The following is a 17,419-nucleotide window of genomic DNA, read 5'->3' as shown; positions in this document are numbered from 1 at the left end:
ATGCATGCTGATGCGCTTACCACCCGAACCCACAATAGACAACATGTAGAAGCGATTCTGCATCGCACCCCACGCGATCGCGCAACCAACGATTTGCTGCAACTACATCATGAGAATTATTTGATTGGCGCCTCGATGAGCCTCACGTTGTAAGCGCCGAAGGCCGATTTTCGGGTCTGCTTTACGAACGACCAAGCGCATTCCTTAGCCCAATGTTCGCTGTTGAAGTTGCCGGGCATGAGACGGCGTTTATCCGCATAGACGTTCCAGTGATGACCTTCCTGGATCACAACAGGATGGATCACAGTTGGGTCTGACGGATTGAGCAGCCATCCTTCGGCGGTTTCTTCCCAATGGAATTCCATCGGTCTTTGGGCGACTAGGTTCGCAAGGCACGCTTCATTTCTCGATCTCCATACGGCGATAATTTAAAGGGTCTGCGCAAACGGCGCAACCTGGCGTCCCCTATCGCCACCTAAACCATCAGTAGAGAGACTTATGACCGACCTGAAGGCCCTTAGCGCGGCGAATGCAGCCCGCTGGGCGGAAGCCAAGTCGATACGGAACTTCTCGACGGTCGCAGCGCGGCTCGTCTCGGCGCCAGCAAAGGATCGGTATCAGGCTGTGTCAGCCAAGACCGGCGTTCCCTGGTTCTTCATCGCGGTCGTCCACGAGCGGGAGGCTTCCCAGAACTGGAATACGCAGCTTGGGCAGGGCGACCCGCTCGGAAGCGTCTCTGTCCACGTTCCGAAGGGAAGGGGTCCGTTCAAGACCTGGGAAGACGGCGCCTATGACGCGCTGGTCAACTGTGCGCCCTTCGCTGCCCGTAACCGTGACTGGTCGGTCGGCGGCACGCTGACCATGCTCGAGCAGTACAACGGGCTCGGCTATGCCGCTCGCGGCAAGCCGTCGCCTTACATCTGGTCCGGCACCGATCAGTACGTCTCGGGCAAATACGTCCGGGACGGGGTCTTTGATGCGAGCGTTGTGGATCAGCAGTTGGGCTGCGCGGGCCTGTTGCGGGCGATGACGCAGCTCGATCCGACCATCACATTTACCGGAGCGAAGATTGTCCCGGCAGGAAGGGCGCCATCGCCGGCGCCGAAACCACCGCCGGCCAATCCATCGATCCACGCTCCCGCCAAAGGCTCCCTCGGAGCCTTTTTTGTTGATCTCTTCAAATCTCTCTTCGGAAGGAAATGACGATGCTCTGGCTTTCCCTGACTTTGCCCGGATTGCTTTCTGCGTATTTCATTGTCGTGCGGCCGATCCTGCATGCAATTCCGGCCCTCAAATCTTTCTACGACGAAGCGGATACGTTCTGGGGCAAGGCCTGGGCGCTCACCGGGAGATCTGTGACGGTGATCTGGGGTCTCCTCCTGACCGGCATTGGAACTGTCTTTCAGTGGCTTGATCCGATCGCATCTGCCTTCGGCGATCCTGATCTCAAGGCCCAGGTCATGGAGGCATTGAAGAACAATCCCCGGTATCTCGCCTATACCATGATCGGCATCTCGACGATTACGATCGTTGCGCGTCTGCGGTCGGTTGGTAAGAGCTGATCCATGTGGATGACCATTCTCTCCTTCCTTGGCGGTCCTGTCATCAAGGGCCTGATCGATGCGTACCAGGCCAGGCTGAAGGCCGGGAACATCGACAGCAAGATTGCCGCCGATCTCGCCGCCAGTGAGATTGCCGCGCAAGTGGCGGAGGCGCAGGCGCATAGTCAACTCAAGATCGCCGAGATCGGTCATCCCTGGGAGCCGGAAAAACTGGCGTTCTACGTGACGTTGGTTTTCTACGCCAAATGCGTGATCTGGGACAAGGTTCTCGGCCTGGGGACGACGCCGCAACTCGCGGGAGACGTGAGCACCTGGGCCGGCATGATCATGGGCTTCTACTTCGGAAAGCGTACGTTTGAGAATGTCGCCCGCATCATACGAAGGTGATCCCATGCGCGAAGCCGATGTCAAAGCAATCGTGATGGAAACGCTGATTGAACAGGATCGGGTGCGCAGAAGCGACATCGATGCCGTTGTGGTCAAGACCATCGCGACAGTCTTGACTTCATTTGGATTTGAGGAGGGGGACCGACGAGAATTGCGCGCGGACTTTCAGCACCTCCGGCGATGGCGAAAGAGTGTGGAGCAGGCGCAAAGCTATACTTTCAAGGCGGTGATCACCGTGATCGCTACCGGCTTTCTCGGCGCCGTTTGGTTGGGGATCAAAGCCACGCTCGGAAGGTAATTCGTGTTGCAGCTGGAGTGGGCGCATCTCTCTCCAGACTGGAGAACCAGGTACGTTGGCGGACAATAGAATTTCGAGGTGCGAAGAATGTACAGGATACGCGAGGTTGATCCGCAGGACGAAGAGGTCGCGGATGCGCTCGCCGAGCTTCATCAGCTGACCTTCTGCGATGGGACTCGTGTGCCCGACTTCGAGCAGGGGTATTGGTGGATTGCTTTTCATCGGCTAAAGCCGATTGCATTCGCGGGCGTCGTTCCGTCAACCCATGTTGTCAACGCCGGATATCTGTGCCGCGTTGGGGTCGTGATGCCGCACTGCGGTCACGGCCTGCAAGTGCGGCTTACTCGCGCGCTGGAAGCGCGAGCGCGGCGCTCCGGCTGGAAGGCGATCGTCTCGGATACGACAGACAATCATTTCTCGGCCAACAACTTCATCCGGCAGGGGTATCGGCTCTTCGAACCGGCCTCGCCCTGGGCATGGCAGCACACGCTGTATTGGCGGAAGCAGCTCGTCTAGATCCTGCGAGGTGGATTTGACCGTTGCCGAAAGTTCGACGATGTAGAGCGCCCGGTGGTCGATTGGCCACCGGGCTTTTTGGCGTTTCTGGTTCGTGGGCCGCACCCTTCGGCAAGCCGCCGTCGTTGGCCGGAGCTTGGCCGCGCATCGAATCCTGGGCGGGAGAATGCTAGAGTGCCGCGTCCCGCGCGGACGAAATATGGCTGAGAGCGTTCCCGTCACCGGACGCCCGGTGGCGGGAGTTGAGAGTTCTGCGCCTTGAACTCGCCGGACGCAGGTTTGCGCGTCTTGATCTCTGGTGATCGCTCGATAAACTGGGCCGAACGATCCGGTCGCGCGAATGTTTCGGAGATCGAACGAAGGAAGAGACCATGGTTGAGGTTGGCCGCGGGCTCGACACCAAGGTGCCGCCAGGGTCGGATCGGGACCAATATTCGCTCATGGTCGCACGAGCCCGAGCGCTGGCACCGGCTCTGCGTGAACGGGCGGCGCAGACCGAGGAACTGCGCCGTCTGCCGCCCGAGACCGAGCGGGATCTACACGATAGTGGCCTTTTCCGGATTCTGCAGCCCAAGCGCGTCGGAGGCAGTGAGCTCGACTATGTTGCGCTGGTCGATTGCGCCGACGCCCTGGGGCAGGGCGACGCCTCGGTCTCCTGGAACTTTGCCAATCTTGCGAGCCACCACTGGATGCTGGGTATGTTCGCGCCCGAGGCGCAGAGCGCCGTGTGGGGCGAGAATCCCGATACGCTGATCGCGTCTTCCTTTGTTTTCCCGGCAGGACGGGCCACGAAGACAAGTGGCGGTTATTTGCTGAGCGGTCATTGGCCGTTCTCGTCTGGGGTGGAGGCGTGCGGGTGGAACATGCTCGCGAGCGTGGTTGCCTCGGATGATGAGGCCGACGGCGTCGAGTATCGGCTCTTCCTGTTGAACAGACGGGACTACAGCATCGACGACACCTGGAATGCGGCAGGCCTGCGCGGAACAGGATCGAACGATGTGCGAGTAACTGACGCATTCGTTCCCGAGCACATGACGGTTGGCGTCAGCGATCTTGCGGGCGGTGCAACGCCAGGCAGCGTCGTCAATCCGAACGCGCTCTACATGCTTCCGGTTTTCTCGTTGTTCCCCTATGTGCTGTCTGGCGTCGGTCTGGGAAATGCCCAGGCTTGCCTTGATGATTACGTCGAGATCGCGCGACACCGTGCCTCGACATACAATCGGGCCAAGCTCGGCGATCTGCAGAGCACACAGATCAAGATCGCCGAGGCCTCCGCGAAGATAGATGCCGCACGGCTGATCATGCGCACGAATTGCGTCGACGTGCTTGCAGAGATTCGGCGTGGTGATGTCCCCAGCATTGCGGCGAAGACGAGGCTCCGGCGCGATGGCGCGTTCGCGGTCAATTTGTGCACCGAAGCCGTTTCTCTTCTGTTTGCAGCAAGCGGGGCGCGCAGCCTGTTCACCTCGGGTGCACTACAGCGCCAATTTCGCGATGCGCATGCAGTGAACGCGCATCTCGCCTTCAATTTCGACGCGGCGGGCACCAACTATGGGCGAGTAGCTCTTGGGTTGCCGTCTGAAAACCTGACACTTTGAGGCGAGCCGCATGCCTCACTCACCCAAACATCCGCCGGATCCAGCCAGTGAACTCTCAAGCGACAGCTCGACGATCGATCCACGTGACTTCCGCAATGCCCTCGGTATGTTTGCGACCGGTGTGACGATCGTCACCGCGATGTCGACCGAAGGACGTCCGTACGGAATCACTTGCAATTCCTTTGCGTCGGTGTCGCTCAACCCCCCGCTCGTGTTGTGGAGCTTGGGGATGTTTTCGCAGGGACTGCCGATCTTCCAGAATGCCAGTCATTTCACGGTCAACGTTCTTGACGCGTCGCAGCAGACGCTGGCGATAAAGTTTGCCAGATCATCGGGTGACAAATTCGCCGGTGTGAGTTGGTCACCAGGCCTCGGGAACGCTCCCGTGCTTGCCGACGTGGTCGCAAATTTCCAATGCCGGGCAGCCAACCGCTACTACGGCGGCGACCATGTCATTTTCCTTGGGGCGGTGGAGGCCTACGCCTACAACCGGAATCATCCGCTGCTGTTCGCGCAGGGAGGTTTTGGCCGGTTTCTGGCCGACGATGACGGCAACGCATCATGAATCGAAAGGCGTCCGTCAAGCGAACTCGTGCCAAGCAGAGACGGCTGTCGGCCGACGATCGTCGCACTGAATTCGTCACCAAGGCGACAGAGCTTTTTGCGGAGGAGGGGTTCGGCAGCGGCACGCGTGCCCTTGCTCGCAGGCTCGGCGTGACGCAACCGTTGCTCTATCGCTACTTTCCGAGCAAGGACGATCTCATCAAGGAGGTCTACCGCAAGGTCTATCTCGAGCCCCTTGAAATCGGCTGGGAAAAGTTGCTCTCCGACCGGTCGCGTCCACTCCGCGTGCGGCTTCAGGAATTTTACGAAGGCTACACGGACGCAATCTTCAACCGAAAATGGCTGCGGATCTATCTCTACTCTGGACTGAAGGGCCTCGATATCAATCGTTGGTATGTTGGCATGGTCAAGGACAAGATCCTGACACGCATTGTCAGGGAATGTCGCCACGACGCCGGTCTTGCCACGCAGAGCAGGCCCAGCCCGGCCGAACTGGAGCTGGCCTGGGTGTTTCACGGCGGCATCTTCTATTACGGCGTACGCAAGTACATCTACGAAGCGCCCGTCCTGGAGGACAAGGCGCAGATGATCAGTGATGCGCTGGATCTCTTTCTGGCGGGATTTGAGAGGATGGCGGAGAGCGCGACCGATCGTCGGGGAGCACCGATTAAGGTCGTCGGCTGAGCCGGATTACTTTGCCGCCATCTGGTCCCGATACCAATCTCCAATCTCGCTCGCCGTCATGAGCGCGACGCCATCATGGCCAATCACGTAATCGAGCAGGGCCTCCAGATATTTGATTCGATGTGGTACGCCCGTGATGTAAGGATGCACCGAAATTGCCATGATCCGCGCGTTCTCTGCGCCTTCGAGATACAGCCGATCGAACTGGTCGGTACAGCGCGTCAGGAACTGTTCCGAGGGCAGGTGCTGTAGCGCGTGAATGACAATGTCGTTGGTCTCGACGGAATAGGGAATCGTCGTCACAGTTCCGTGCGGTGTCGCGATGTCCTGAGGAAGATCGTCGATCACCCAATCGGCCACGTATTCGATCCCGTTGAGGCGCAGCAGATCGAGTGTTTCTTCGGTCTCGGTCAGGCCCGGGCTTTCCCATGATCGCGGTGGCTTGCCCGCAAATGCGGCGATCGTGTCGACAGCACGCTTGATCGCATCCGTCTGGTTCTCGACCTTGTGCATTGGGCCCTGCACGAACCCATGCCCCATGAATTCGAAGCCCGCCTCGCGCGCCGCCGATGCCACGCGCGGATAGCTGTTGCAGACGTTGGCATTCGCGGCCAGCGTCACCGGTATCTTTCGGTCGGTGAGGGCTTTGAATTGCCGCCAGAAGCCGGCGCGCATGCCGTATTCATGCCACGACCAGTTCGGCACGTCAGGCAGCAGCGGCTGGCCCATCGGTGGACTCAGCACGGTGCGTGGCATCGCACTTTCGATACGCCATTCCTCGACATTGAGGATAACCCAGACAGCAAGCTTCTTGCCATCAGGCAACGTCAGTTTCGGTCGGTCGACCTGAGCCTGGTACGGAATGCGGTCAGTGAAAGCCACGTCGAAACTCCCTGGTCACGCGGATGATCCGGCGGCGGTGTTGATCCGCGGCAAGACCCTCTCGGCCATCAGGATCATCGATTGACGGCCAAGCTCGCGATCCTTCCAGTCCTTGCCAGCATAGAGCAAGGTTCCGAAGGTGCCGATCTCTTCCCGGAATGCCAGTAGCTGATCGGCCACGCTTTCAGGCGTGCCATAGACGATCAGCTTGTCGCAGATCGATTCCAGCGTGACCTCCGTGTCAGGTTGGTCTCGCCCCGTCTTGAACAGTTCGAGCCGGCCGCCGCGCTTCAGCTTCGTGAACAACTGGTGATAATAGTACACGTAGGGGCTATCGGGCGACGTGGCATAGGCCTTCGCGGTTGCTGCGTCCTTTGCAACGAACACGCTCTTCGCAACGCGCCAGTTGGCGGGGTCGGCGACCCGGTTCACACGCTCGCAACCCTCGACGTATTTGGGCCAGTGGCTCTTCACCCAGGCAGGCATCAGGAAATTCGCCGAGATCGGATCCCAGCCGCGCGCAGCAGCTTCCGTAACGCCTTTTGAGAACGGCGCGACCGCGGTCACCACGATCGGCGGGTGAGGGGTTTGCAATGGACGGGCAATCAATCCCTGGCCAATGTCCTCGATCAAGGTTCGCTGGACCGAGACATTCCAGTATCTGCCCCGCAGATCATAAGGCGGCTTGCCTGCCCAGATATCGAGAACCTGATTGATCGCCTCCAGGAACATCGCATTGCGGTCGGCATCGAGATTGCCGAAAACCTCCGCGTCGGACAGCAATCCGCCGGGGCTTATTCCGAGTATGAAGCGGCCATCAAGCATGTGATCGAGCATGGCGACGGATGCGGCGACCGCGGCCGGATGAGTGTTCGGCATGTTGATGGTGCCGGTTCCAAGCTTGATCTGCTTGGTTGCGGCTGCGAGCCAGGCAATGAACGCAATGCTGGAGGTGATATTCTCGGCTTTGTCGGTGACATGCTCGCCGACATACGCCTCCGCGAACCCGAGCTCGTCCGCAAGCAGGAAGGCCTCCCGATCCTCCCGGAGCGATTGCCGCCAATCCTTATCAAGAGGGTGGATCGGCATCGTAAAGAATCCGAGCTTCATGATCCGCCGCCCTGCGCGTTGAACCTTAGTTGGCAAGGAACCTGCGGCCTTCCCAAGGTGAAGACAAGTCCTGCCGCACAAATAATCACTCGATAAACAAGCTTGACCTTTGAAGGGGGCGGCCCTCTAATCGGACAAACCAAAATTGGGCCGGGAGGCCACGCCCACATGAAAGCTGCGGCTTTCGCCTACGCCCGCGCGACGAGCGTCGTGAATGCGCTGGAGTTGCTTGCCGCGCACGGCGACAAGGCGAAGGTTCTGTCGGGTGGCCAGAGCCTGATGCCGGCCATGAACCTGCGGCTCATCTCCCCGGACATTCTGGTCGATATCGGTGGCCTCACTGAGTTGCGTGGCATCGCCGTGAGGGCAGGCGTGCTGGTCGTTGGCGCGCTGACGCGGCATGTCGATCTGCTCAGGTCGTCGGAGATTGCGCTGCACGCGCCGCTGTTGCGGGATGCCGTTGCCCACGTTGCCCATCCCGCTATTCGCAATCGCGGAACGATAGGCGGTAGCCTTGCGCACGCCGATCCGGCGTCGGAGCTGCCGGCCTGTGTTGTCGCACTTGACGCGACGATCGTTGTCCGCGGCCCGACGGGCGAGCGCCGGATTGCTGCGACCGAATTTTTCAGGGGCATCTACGAAACGGCGCTGTCGCCGGACGAATTGCTTGTCGCGATCGAGGTGCCAGTCGCGGGCCAGGGCTCGACATTCTTCTTTCAGGAGTATGCGCGGCGACATGGTGACTACGCCGTCGTTGGTCTCGCCGCGCGTGCTGCTGTTGCAACTGGCAGATTCACGGATCTTCGGCTCGGCTTCTTTGCGATTGGCGACCGGCCTCTGCTAGCGGCGGCCGCAGGTCGGTTGATCAATGCATCCGTGACCTCTGCCTTACTTGCAGAAGCGGCGACAGCGCTGGCCGATGAACTCGATCCACAGGAGGATCAGCAGGCGACCGCGGCGATGCGCCGACATCTTGCTACGGTCTTGCTCCGGCGCTGCGTGGCCGCATTGCTGGCGCGGCCCGATCTGGCAGCGGGAGTGACCGGATGAGCACTCCGGTGTCGGTTTCGCTTCTGGTCAACGGCGAGCCCATTGATGCATTTGTATTGCCGCGTCTCAATCTCGCTGATTTCCTCCGGGAGAATCTGAAGCTGACCGGAACCCATGTCGGTTGCGAGCACGGCGTTTGTGGTGCCTGCACGGTCCGGATCGATGGCGAGATCGTCCGCTCCTGTCTGATGCTGACGGTCCAGGCGCAGGGGGCATCAGTCGAGACAATCGAAGGGTTGTCCGACAGCGGCGAAATCGCCGATCTTCAGGCGGCCTTTCGCGAACGCAATGCATTGCAGTGCGGCTATTGCACGCCTGGGATGCTGATGACGGCGCAAGACTTGCTGAAGCATTTGCCCGTGCCTGATCGCCAAGCAATTCGCGAGCATCTTTCCGGCAATTATTGCCGCTGTACCGGCTATCAAGCCATCGTGGATGCGGTGGAGGCGACAGCCAGGACGCGCGCGGAGCGGCCGGCATGACGGTAACCCGTGCACCAGCAGAGACCCTTTCGGTGCTCGATCGCCCGAACTCCTATATCGGCAAGACGGTGCCACGGCCGAACCTCGACAGGTTGCTGCAAGGGCGTGGACAATACGTCAGCGACCTGGAATTGCCGCGGATGGCGCACGTGGTTTTCTTGCGTTCGCCTCATGCCCACGCCAGAATTGTGGCGATCGATGCCGACGCGGCACGGCGTACGTCCGGCGTCATTTCTATCGTCACGGGTCGAGAGCTTGAGGCTGTCATCACGCCGTGGGTCGGTGTGCTTTCGCACCTGAAGGGATTGAAGTCGGCGCCGCAGCATGCGATCGCGGTCGATAGGGTCTGCTGGCAGGGTGAGGCAGTCGCGGCGATCGTCGCAACCAGCCGTGCGGTGGCTGAAGATGCAATGGAGCAAATTGCCGTCGACTACGAGGAACTCGAGGCGGTCACGGATATGCGCACCGCGCTCGATCCGGCAACGCCAGTCATTCATGCCTCGCTCGGTGACAACCTCGCCTTTGAACGGACGCTTGATGCCGGCGATGTCGACCAAGCATTGTCGGATTCCGAGGTGGTCGAGGCCGACTTCGTATTCGGGCGCCACACCGGCGTGACGCTTGAACCGCGGGCGGTGGTTGCCGACTGGAATGCAGCCGAGGCACGGCTGACGATCTATCAGGGCACACAGGCGCCCCACATGGTGCAGAACATTGCAGCCCTGCATCTCGGACTAAGGGAAGCGCAGGTCCGGGTGGTCTGCAAGGATGTCGGCGGCTCGTTCGGCATCAAGGTCCACATCTACGCCGACGAGATGGCGACCTATGCACTTTCCAAGCTGCTACGGCGGCCGATCAAATTCGTGGCCGACCGCGTCGAGAGCTTCAACACGGACATTCACGCCCGCGATCATCGTTGCAGGGGCCGGATCGGCGTCAGGCCGGACGGCACCATCACGGCCTTCGAGATCGACGACCTGACGGGGATCGGCCCCTATTCGATGTATCCGCGCACCAGCGCCATCGAGGCCAATCAGGTAGTCAATCTGGTTGGGGGGCCGTATGTCACCCCGAACTATCGGGCGCGAGCGCGGGTCGTCTTCCAGAACAAGAACGTGATGTGTCAGTACCGGGCGGTCGGACACCCGATTGCCTGTTCGGTCACCGAGGGTCTGGTCGACCTTGCCGCAGCGAGGATCGGCATGGACCCCGTCGAGATCCGCCGGCGCAACTTGATTGCCGACGACGCCTATCCTTGTGCATCGCCCTCCGGCATGAAATTCGAGCGGCTTTCGCATCAAGCCTCGCTGGCCAAGCTGCTGCAGATGATGGATTACGACGCATTGCGTGCCGAGCAAACCGCATTGCGGGCCAGAGATATTCACCGGGGTATCGGAATCGCTAGCTTCATCGAAGTGACCAATCCCAGTGCTGCCTTTTACGGCGTCGGCGGCGCTAAAATCTCGTCGCAGGATGGCGTTGCGGTTCGCCTCGACGCGCAAGGCTCGGTGATCTGCCAGACCAGCATCACGGAGCAGGGGCAAGGGTCGGAATCGCTGACCGCCCAGATCGTGGGGAGCGTGCTGGGCGTTTCGATGGAACGGGTCCGCGTGATCCTGGGCGACACCGACAACACGCCCTATGGCGGCGGCACCTGGGCCTCGCGCGGTGCCGGCATCGGCGGCGAAGCCGCATTGCAGGCCGCCAAGGCCCTGCGTCAGAATATTCTTAGTATCGCGGCGGCCATCCTGCAATCGACGCCGGGCGGGCTCGATATCGTCAACAACAGCATCGTCAATGCCGACGACGGTGCGTCACGGATCGAGCTGAGCGAATTGGCGCGGATCGTCTATTTTCGGCCGGATACCCTCCCGCCGGGCATCCAGCCTGAGTTGATGGCGACCAGACATTTCGTGCCGCGCCGGTATCCCTTCGCATTCACAAACGGGGTTCAGGCCTCCTGGCTTGAGGTCGATACCGAGACCGGGTTCGTGACGCTGCTGAAGCATTGGGTCGTCGAAGACTGCGGCACCATCATCAACCCGCAACTGGTCGACGAGCAGATCCGGGGCGGGGTCGTGCAGGGGCTGGGCGCGGCGCTGTTCGAGAAATGCATCTATGACGAGCGCGGCCAGCTGACCAACGCCAACATGGCGGACTACCTGGTCCCGATGTCCGGCGAGATGCCCGATATCGAGATTGGCCACGTGGTGTCTCCGACGCAGGAATCGGAGCTCGGAGCCAAAGGGGCAGGCGAGGCAGGGACAGCCGGTGCGGCAGCTGCGGTTGCCAACGCGGTCAACGACGCGTTGCGGCCGTTCGGCGTAACAATTACCGAGATTCCGCTCACGCCTCAGGTTATCCTGACGGCCTTGGGACGAATCTGAGGTGGAGACGTTCCGGCAAAGATAACGATAAACAAAACACAGACAGTTCTTGGGGAGGAATAGTCATGACGAACAAGGTCACCAAAGCTGGATCGATATCGCGGCGTCGTCTGCTGATGATGGCAAGCGCCGGCGCCGCTCTCGCCGTCTCGCCTTTTCGGATCAATCTGCTCCAGGCCGAGGAAGCCCCCATCAAGATCGGCTTCCCCGTTCCCTTGACCGGTCCGTATGGCGCCGAGGCCCAGGATCAGGTGCGGGCGGGGCAGCTCGCTGTCGCCCAGTTCAACGATGCCGGCGGTCTCAACGGCCGCAAGGCCGAACTCGTCGTGCGCGACGACAAGCTCAATCCCGGGGAGGCCGCGACGCGGACATTGGAACTGGTCGAGAAGGAGAAGGTGAATTTCGTCGTCGGCAGTCTGTCGGCCGCGGTCCAGCTTGCGATCAACAACGTCACCAAAGAGCGCGGCGTCATCTTCAATTCGATCAGCCAGTCCGACGCCATCAACGAGGCGGCCGACTGCAGCAAATACACATTCCACGAAGCGCTGAACCCGCACATGACGTCAGGCGCGGTCGGCCGCTATGCTTTCGCCAAATTTGGCAAGAAGGTTGCGTTTCTCACGGCGGATTACGCCTACGGTCACGAGATGGTTCGCGGTTTCCTCGAGGTGGGCAAGGAGTTCAACGTCGAGAACCTCGGCGACATCCGCCATCCGCTGGGAACGACCGACTTCTCCACGCTGCTGCCGCGGCTCCAGGCGCTGAAGCCCGATATTCTTTGCATCAGCAATTTCGGCCGGGACCAGCAGATCGCGCTGAAGCAGGCGACTGACTTTGGCATCAAGAAATCGATCCAGATCATCGCGCCGCTGCTTTCACATGCCAGCCGCGTCGCGGCGGGTCCCCAGGCCTTCGAAGGCGTCGTCGGCGGCTGTTCGTTCTACTGGGGTATCGAGGACAAGTTCGCCTCGACCAAGGCGTTCAACGATGCGTTCCGCAAGATGTACGATGGCAAGCTGCCCACCGATTACGGTGCGCTCGGCTATGGCGGTGTTCGGACCGTGCTCGAGGCGGTCAAGGGCGCTGGCAGCGTCGAGACCGACAAGGTCGTCGCGGCATTGGAAGCTCTGAAGTACGACGATTACAAGGGGCCGCAATACTATCGCAAATGCGACCACCAGTCGGTGCAATCGGTGCTCGTGATCAAGTCGAAGTCCAAGGACCTGAGGAACGAGTCCGACGTGTTCGAGGTTCTGTCGACCGAAGAGCCCAACGAGAAGTACCTGCGCACCTGCGAAGCGCTCGGCCACAAGAGCTGAGCTTGTGCGACGGCGCGCGCCACCGGGCGGTGCGCGCCGTGCTGAGGGGGACAAATGGCGGGCCTGAGCTTTGACCTGATTGCGCTGCAACTGTTTGCCGGGTTGGCGCTCGGCGCCATTTATGTGCTGTTTGCCATCGGCCTCTCGCTGATCTTCGGGATGTTAACGGTCGTCAACTTCGCCCATGGCGCGTTCTACATGGTCGGCGCCTATGTCGGGCTCTATCTGATCTCGATCGGGGGCAATTTCTGGATCTGCCTCGTGGCGGTGCCGATCGCAATCGGACTGTTCGGCCTTGCCGTCGAGCGCGTGCTGATCCGGCCGCTTTACGGTCGCGGCATCGACTATCCGCTGCTGCTGACCTTCGGGCTCAGCTACGTGATGGTCGAATGCGTACGCATTGCCTTTGGCAAGACCGGCTATCCTTTCGACACGCCCGAAGTTCTGCAGGGCGCCGTCGACATTGGCGTCGGCTATTTCCCGCTCTACCGGCTGTTCGTGATAGGCGCGACGGCCGTCGTGCTGCTTGCGCTCTGGCTGTTTCTGGAGAAGACCAGCTTCGGGCTGATTATCCGCGCCGGGGCACGCGATCCGCAGATCGTCCGTGTTCTTGGCGTTGACGTTTCCAAGGTGTGGTTGATCGTGTTCGGCATAGGTACTGCGATCGCGGGCTTTGCCGGCCTGCTGGCCGCGCCGCTTCAAGGCGTCATTCCGGAGATGGGCGGCACGATCCTCGCCGAAGCCTTTGTCGTGACCGTGGTAGGAGGGATGGGGTCGATCGGCGGCGCCGTCCTGGCAGGACTGCTGGTCGGTGTGGTGGTCAGCATGACCTCGCTGTTCGCACCCGAGATGGCCAAGGTTTCGATCTTTGCCTTGATGGCGATCGTTCTGATCGTTCGTCCCCAGGGCTTCTTCGGCCGCGCCGGATTGATGAGCTGAGCCCGGCATGACCGAAACCACTCAATCGATCAAACAGCCCGGTGCCACCACGGGCAGTTGGTACGAGTTCGCAACGCGGCATCGTGCCAGCATTGTCGCAGCGGTCATCCTGGTTTTCCCGCTGGTGATGCCTTTCACGGCTCTTGCCGTGAACATCCTGATCTATGGGTTGTACGCCCTCGGCTTCAACCTCGTGTTTGGATATCTGGGTCTGTTGTCGTTCGGTCATGCGGCGCTGTTCGGGACCGGTGCCTACCTCTGTGGTATCGCCATCGTGCACTTCGGCTGGCCATGGTATGCGGCGATCCCCGCCGGGGTTGCCGGCGGATTGTTGATGGCGCTGCTGATTGGCGTGCTCGCGATCAGGACCCGCGGCATCTACTTCGCCATGGTGACCATGGCGCTGTCGCAGTGTGTCTACTACCTTTTCTACCAGGCGGTTGACTTGACCGGCGGCGAGAACGGCCTTCGCGGCATCAACGTCCGCACCATCGATCTGTTCGGCCTGCGGATCGATTTCATCAATCCGATGATCCGCTACTACGTCATCGCGGCTTTCGTGATCGCCGCATTCTTCGTGATGTCGCGCATTCTGGCGTCGCCCTTTGGTGCCGTCATCGAAGCGGTGCGCGAGAACGAGGGGCGTGCCCGCGCGTCCGGCTACGACGTGACCCTGACGCGATTGCTGACCTTCGTCCTGTCGGGCGGCTTCTGCGGCCTTGCGGGTGCATTGCAGGCCCTGCACTTGTCAATCGTTCCGATCGAAATCCTGCATTACGAGACCTCGGGCCTGGTCGTGATGATCGCTCTCCTGGGCGGTATGGGCACGTTCTTTGGGCCGATGGTCGGCGCTGCGGTCTTCCTGGTCCTGGAGAATGTGGTCTCGGTGTGGACCGTTCACTGGCAACTGATCGTTGGAGCCATCTTCATTGCATGCGTGCTGTTCTTCCCGGCGGGCATCTGGGGCACGCTGATCGGGCGGGGCAGACGATGAGCGCCGCAGAAGACCACGCAGGAGAAATCATTCTGCGCACCAGGGGCGTCGGCAAGACGTTCGGGAAGTTTGTCGCCCTCAACAATATCTCGGCCGAGTTTTCCAGAGGAGCGATCACCTCCATTATTGGTCCGAACGGGGCTGGAAAGAGCACCTACTTCAACCTGCTGTGCGGCGCCTTTCCGCCGACGAAGGGCAGCGTTGAGTTCGAGGGCAAGGATGTCACCGGTCTGCCGCAACACCGCTTTGCACATATGGGGATCGCGAAATCCTTTCAGATCACCAGCGTGTTTCCGCAGCTTACGACACGAGAGAACATCCGCGTCGGCCTGCAGGCGCTGGTGTCGCGATACGATATCTGGCGTCCCCGTGCGCGCCTGACCGAACTTGTCGAGCGTGCGGACGAAATGCTGGCGCTCGTCGGGTTGTGGGAATCCCGGGAACGTGCGGCCAAGACGCTGGCCCATGGTGAGCAGCGGGCACTGGAGATCGGCATGGCGCTTGCCAGCCAGCCCCGTTTGCTGCTGCTGGACGAGCCGACGGCCGGCATGAGCCCGGAAGAAACCCGGACCATGATGGACCTGATCGTGAAACTCGCCAGGGAGCGCACGGTCATCCTCGTCGAGCACAAGATGAAGCTGGTGCTCGGGATCAGCGATCGCATCCTCGTGCTGCACCACGGAGAACTGCTGGCCGAGGGAACGCCGCAGGAGGTCCGGCAGAATGAGGCGGTGAAGAGGGTCTATCTCGGCCAGCGGGAGCACTGACGGGATGCTGCAGATCAGCAAGCTCAATGCCTGGTATGGCGCAAGTCACGCGTTACAGGACATCAGTCTCGAGGTGAGCAAGGGCGAAATCGTCTGCCTGATCGGCCGCAATGGGGCCGGCAAGACGACGACGCTCAAATCGATCATGGGGTTGATGGGGCGGGCGCGCGGCTCGGTCACCTTCAAGGGTGAAGAGCTGCTGCGCCAGCCGGCGCATGTGCGCTTCGCGTTGGGACTCGCCTACGTCCCAGAGGAGCGACGGATTGTGCAGGGACTGACCGTGCGGGAGAATTTGCGGCTCGGGCTGGTGGCCTCGAAGGAGAAGAAGCGGGAAGCTGAGCTGATCGACGAGATCGCTGCGATCTTCCCCCGGCTGGCCGAGCGCATGGATCAAGAGGCGGTCACGATGTCCGGCGGCGAGCAGCAGATGCTAGCGATCGCGCGGGCGATGATCGCAAAGCCCGACCTGATCATGCTGGACGAGCCGTCGGAGGGCATCATGCCGGTCCTGGTCGACGAGATGTTCGAGCTGTTCAGCAGCATGAAGGCGCAGGGAACGACGGTTCTGCTGGTCGAGCAGAACGTCGAGCTCGCACTCGGCATCGCCGATCGTGCCTATGTGCTGGACCAGGGGGCGGTGGTGCACCAGGCCTCGGCGCAGGCGCTGCTCGCCGACGACGAGATCAAGGAGCGCTACTGCTCGGTGTGAGCAGGCTCCCGGATCAGCGCGCGCGCCACCGGCACGTACTGAACTTTACTCCGCAGCGCTCGCGATCGCACCGGCTTTCCGATTGGTAACGACAACCTTGATCGCGTCATCGACGCGGTCCCGTGCATATCTGAGCGCCGTCGGCAGGTCCGCCAGCGGAAACGTATGCGTGTGGATCCTGGTCGCGTCGAACCGCTTCGCTGCCATCAATTCCATCGCGCGGTGTGTGGCGCTGCGGCCTTCGCCCCGGATGCCATAGGCATAGATGTTGTTTCGAACGAGGTGCGCAACGTCCAGCGTCGCGGCCTTGTGCGGGAACGCGGCCAGACAGATCTTGCCGCCCCGATTGGTCATGTGAATGGCCTGGTTGAGTGTCGCTTCGGTGCCGGCACATTCGACGACATAGTCCGCGCCGATCCCCCCTGTTAGTTGCTTCACGACATCAACGGCGTCTTCGTCGTTGATGTTGATGACGCGGCCGGCCCCCAGTTCCCGGCCGATCGCCAGCCGCTTGTTGCGCGTGCCGGTCAGGATCACCGGGCTTGCACCAAGCGCCTTGGCCACAGCAACTGCGAGAAGTCCGATCGGCCCTGGGCCGATCACCACGACGCTCTCGCCGGCCACCAATCCCCCCAATTCCGTCAAGCCATACATCGACGTCCCGGCAGTCACCACGAGCGTCGCTTCCGCATCGCTCATGGTATCCGGGACGCGCGCCAGCGTATTGATGTGGTTTACTGCGTATTCGGCGAATCCGCCGTCGGTCGTAAAGCCGTTGGCGCGGTGACCCTTCTCCGGCTTTCCATAGTTGAGGCACGATGTGTACATGCCCTGGCGGCAGCGTTTGCATTGGCCGCAGCCGGCGTGGATCTCCACGCTGACCCGCTCACCGATCCTGAACTCGTCGACATCAGGGCCAAGCGCGGCAACCGTGCCCATGTATTCGTGACCCGGCGTAAAGTTCTTGTTGAAGGGCGCGCCGCCTTGAATGCTTGCCGGCGACCCGGCATGGATGATTTCGAGATCGGTGGCGCAGATCGCAACCGCGTCGATGCGCACCAGCACTTCGGCGCGCGACGGGATCGGCGTCGGCTTCTCGCGAAGCAGGAGCTGGTCGGGGTCACCAAGGACCCAGGCTTTCATCAGGTCGGGGACGGGAAGGTCGGACGAT

At 61.1% G+C, this 17,419-nt stretch carries 20 protein-coding genes; 16 read left to right on the top strand and 4 right to left on the bottom strand.

Annotated features, from left to right (window positions below):
* Window positions 1-116: 116 nt before the first annotated feature.
* Window positions 117-365 (bottom strand): hypothetical protein, encoded by a 249-nt coding sequence (locus AAFG13_RS12475; RefSeq protein WP_342712163.1) that lies wholly within the window; start codon window positions 363-365, stop codon window positions 117-119.
* Window positions 366-498: 133 nt separating this feature from the next.
* On the opposite strand from AAFG13_RS12475, the gene AAFG13_RS12470 reads away from it, so the two are divergent.
* The 8 genes from AAFG13_RS12470 to AAFG13_RS12435 all read left to right on the top strand — a co-directional run bounded on the left by AAFG13_RS12470 (window position 499) and on the right by AAFG13_RS12435 (window position 5,609).
* Complete coding sequence (locus tag AAFG13_RS12470; protein ID WP_342712162.1) at window positions 499-1,203, top strand: hypothetical protein; 705 nt, start codon at window positions 499-501, stop codon at window positions 1,201-1,203.
* A gap of 2 nt (window positions 1,204-1,205) precedes the next feature.
* Window positions 1,206-1,562: a hypothetical protein gene (locus AAFG13_RS12465; RefSeq protein WP_342712161.1), complete on the top strand. Its 357-nt coding sequence runs from the start codon at window positions 1,206-1,208 to the stop codon at window positions 1,560-1,562.
* Window positions 1,563-1,565: 3 nt separating this feature from the next.
* Window positions 1,566-1,949: a hypothetical protein gene (locus AAFG13_RS12460; protein ID WP_342712160.1), complete on the top strand. Its 384-nt coding sequence runs from the start codon at window positions 1,566-1,568 to the stop codon at window positions 1,947-1,949.
* 4 nt (window positions 1,950-1,953) lie between these two features.
* Window positions 1,954-2,247: a hypothetical protein gene (locus AAFG13_RS12455; protein WP_212310240.1), complete on the top strand. Its 294-nt coding sequence runs from the start codon at window positions 1,954-1,956 to the stop codon at window positions 2,245-2,247.
* A gap of 87 nt (window positions 2,248-2,334) precedes the next feature.
* Complete coding sequence (locus AAFG13_RS12450; protein WP_212310239.1) at window positions 2,335-2,763, top strand: GNAT family N-acetyltransferase; 429 nt, start codon at window positions 2,335-2,337, stop codon at window positions 2,761-2,763.
* 371 nt (window positions 2,764-3,134) lie between these two features.
* A complete protein-coding gene (locus tag AAFG13_RS12445) occupies window positions 3,135-4,361 on the top strand; it encodes an acyl-CoA dehydrogenase family protein (RefSeq protein ID WP_212310238.1) in 1,227 nt (408 codons plus the stop codon).
* 10 nt (window positions 4,362-4,371) lie between these two features.
* Complete coding sequence (locus AAFG13_RS12440) at window positions 4,372-4,926, top strand: flavin reductase family protein (protein ID WP_212310237.1); 555 nt, start codon at window positions 4,372-4,374, stop codon at window positions 4,924-4,926.
* Window positions 4,923-5,609, top strand: a complete 687-nt coding sequence (locus AAFG13_RS12435; protein WP_212310236.1) for a TetR/AcrR family transcriptional regulator — start codon at window positions 4,923-4,925, stop codon at window positions 5,607-5,609. Before AAFG13_RS12440 ends, AAFG13_RS12435 begins: the two co-directional genes overlap by 4 nt.
* A 6-nt stretch (window positions 5,610-5,615) precedes the next feature.
* On the opposite strand, the gene AAFG13_RS12430 is transcribed toward AAFG13_RS12435, so the two are convergent.
* Together AAFG13_RS12430 and AAFG13_RS12425 are read right to left on the bottom strand one after the other, a co-directional pair.
* Complete coding sequence (locus tag AAFG13_RS12430; RefSeq protein WP_212310235.1) at window positions 5,616-6,491, bottom strand: polysaccharide deacetylase family protein; 876 nt, start codon at window positions 6,489-6,491, stop codon at window positions 5,616-5,618.
* A 15-nt stretch (window positions 6,492-6,506) separates the two neighbouring features.
* Complete coding sequence (locus AAFG13_RS12425; protein ID WP_212310234.1) at window positions 6,507-7,601, bottom strand: LLM class flavin-dependent oxidoreductase; 1,095 nt, start codon at window positions 7,599-7,601, stop codon at window positions 6,507-6,509.
* A gap of 168 nt (window positions 7,602-7,769) precedes the next feature.
* Between AAFG13_RS12425 and AAFG13_RS12420 the strand changes: the two genes are divergently transcribed.
* The 8 genes from AAFG13_RS12420 (at window position 7,770) to AAFG13_RS12385 (ending at window position 16,248) form a co-directional block, all read left to right on the top strand.
* Window positions 7,770-8,651, top strand: a complete 882-nt coding sequence (locus AAFG13_RS12420) for a xanthine dehydrogenase family protein subunit M (protein WP_342712159.1) — start codon at window positions 7,770-7,772, stop codon at window positions 8,649-8,651.
* Window positions 8,648-9,133 carry a (2Fe-2S)-binding protein gene (locus tag AAFG13_RS12415; protein ID WP_207831432.1) on the top strand — a complete coding sequence of 162 codons (486 nt, stop codon included), beginning with the start codon at window positions 8,648-8,650 and terminating at the stop codon, window positions 9,131-9,133. Before AAFG13_RS12420 ends, AAFG13_RS12415 begins: the two co-directional genes overlap by 4 nt.
* Window positions 9,130-11,520 (top strand): xanthine dehydrogenase family protein molybdopterin-binding subunit, encoded by a 2,391-nt coding sequence (locus AAFG13_RS12410; RefSeq protein ID WP_342712158.1) that lies wholly within the window; start codon window positions 9,130-9,132, stop codon window positions 11,518-11,520. The genes AAFG13_RS12415 and AAFG13_RS12410 overlap by 4 nt, the downstream gene beginning before the upstream one ends.
* A gap of 65 nt (window positions 11,521-11,585) precedes the next feature.
* Entirely contained in the window at window positions 11,586-12,839 is a 1,254-nt protein-coding gene (locus AAFG13_RS12405) for an ABC transporter substrate-binding protein (RefSeq protein WP_212310231.1), read from the top strand.
* Between the two features lie 54 nt (window positions 12,840-12,893).
* On the top strand, window positions 12,894-13,778 hold the full coding sequence (locus AAFG13_RS12400) for a branched-chain amino acid ABC transporter permease (RefSeq protein ID WP_176530056.1): 885 nt from the start codon (window positions 12,894-12,896) through the stop codon (window positions 13,776-13,778).
* 7 nt (window positions 13,779-13,785) lie between these two features.
* On the top strand, window positions 13,786-14,772 hold the full coding sequence (locus tag AAFG13_RS12395) for a branched-chain amino acid ABC transporter permease (RefSeq protein ID WP_342712157.1): 987 nt from the start codon (window positions 13,786-13,788) through the stop codon (window positions 14,770-14,772).
* Entirely contained in the window at window positions 14,769-15,539 is a 771-nt protein-coding gene (locus AAFG13_RS12390) for an ABC transporter ATP-binding protein (RefSeq protein WP_342712156.1), read from the top strand. The genes AAFG13_RS12395 and AAFG13_RS12390 overlap by 4 nt, the downstream gene beginning before the upstream one ends.
* Window positions 15,540-15,543: 4 nt before the next feature.
* The gene (locus tag AAFG13_RS12385; protein ID WP_212310228.1) at window positions 15,544-16,248 is read left to right on the top strand and encodes an ABC transporter ATP-binding protein; all 705 of its coding nucleotides are present in this window, start codon (window positions 15,544-15,546) and stop codon (window positions 16,246-16,248) included.
* Window positions 16,249-16,293: 45 nt separating this feature from the next.
* Here the strand turns inward: AAFG13_RS12385 and AAFG13_RS12380 are convergent, their stop codons facing one another.
* Complete coding sequence (locus tag AAFG13_RS12380; RefSeq protein ID WP_342712155.1) at window positions 16,294-17,307, bottom strand: zinc-binding dehydrogenase; 1,014 nt, start codon at window positions 17,305-17,307, stop codon at window positions 16,294-16,296.
* Window positions 17,308-17,419: the final 112 nt, after the last annotated feature.

The sequence above is a fragment of the Bradyrhizobium sp. B124 genome (assembly GCF_038967635.1).
GTDB lineage: Bacteria > Pseudomonadota > Alphaproteobacteria > Rhizobiales > Xanthobacteraceae > Bradyrhizobium.
Note: the sequence above shows the minus strand (reverse complement) of the source record. Positions and strands in the feature narration are given on the sequence as shown.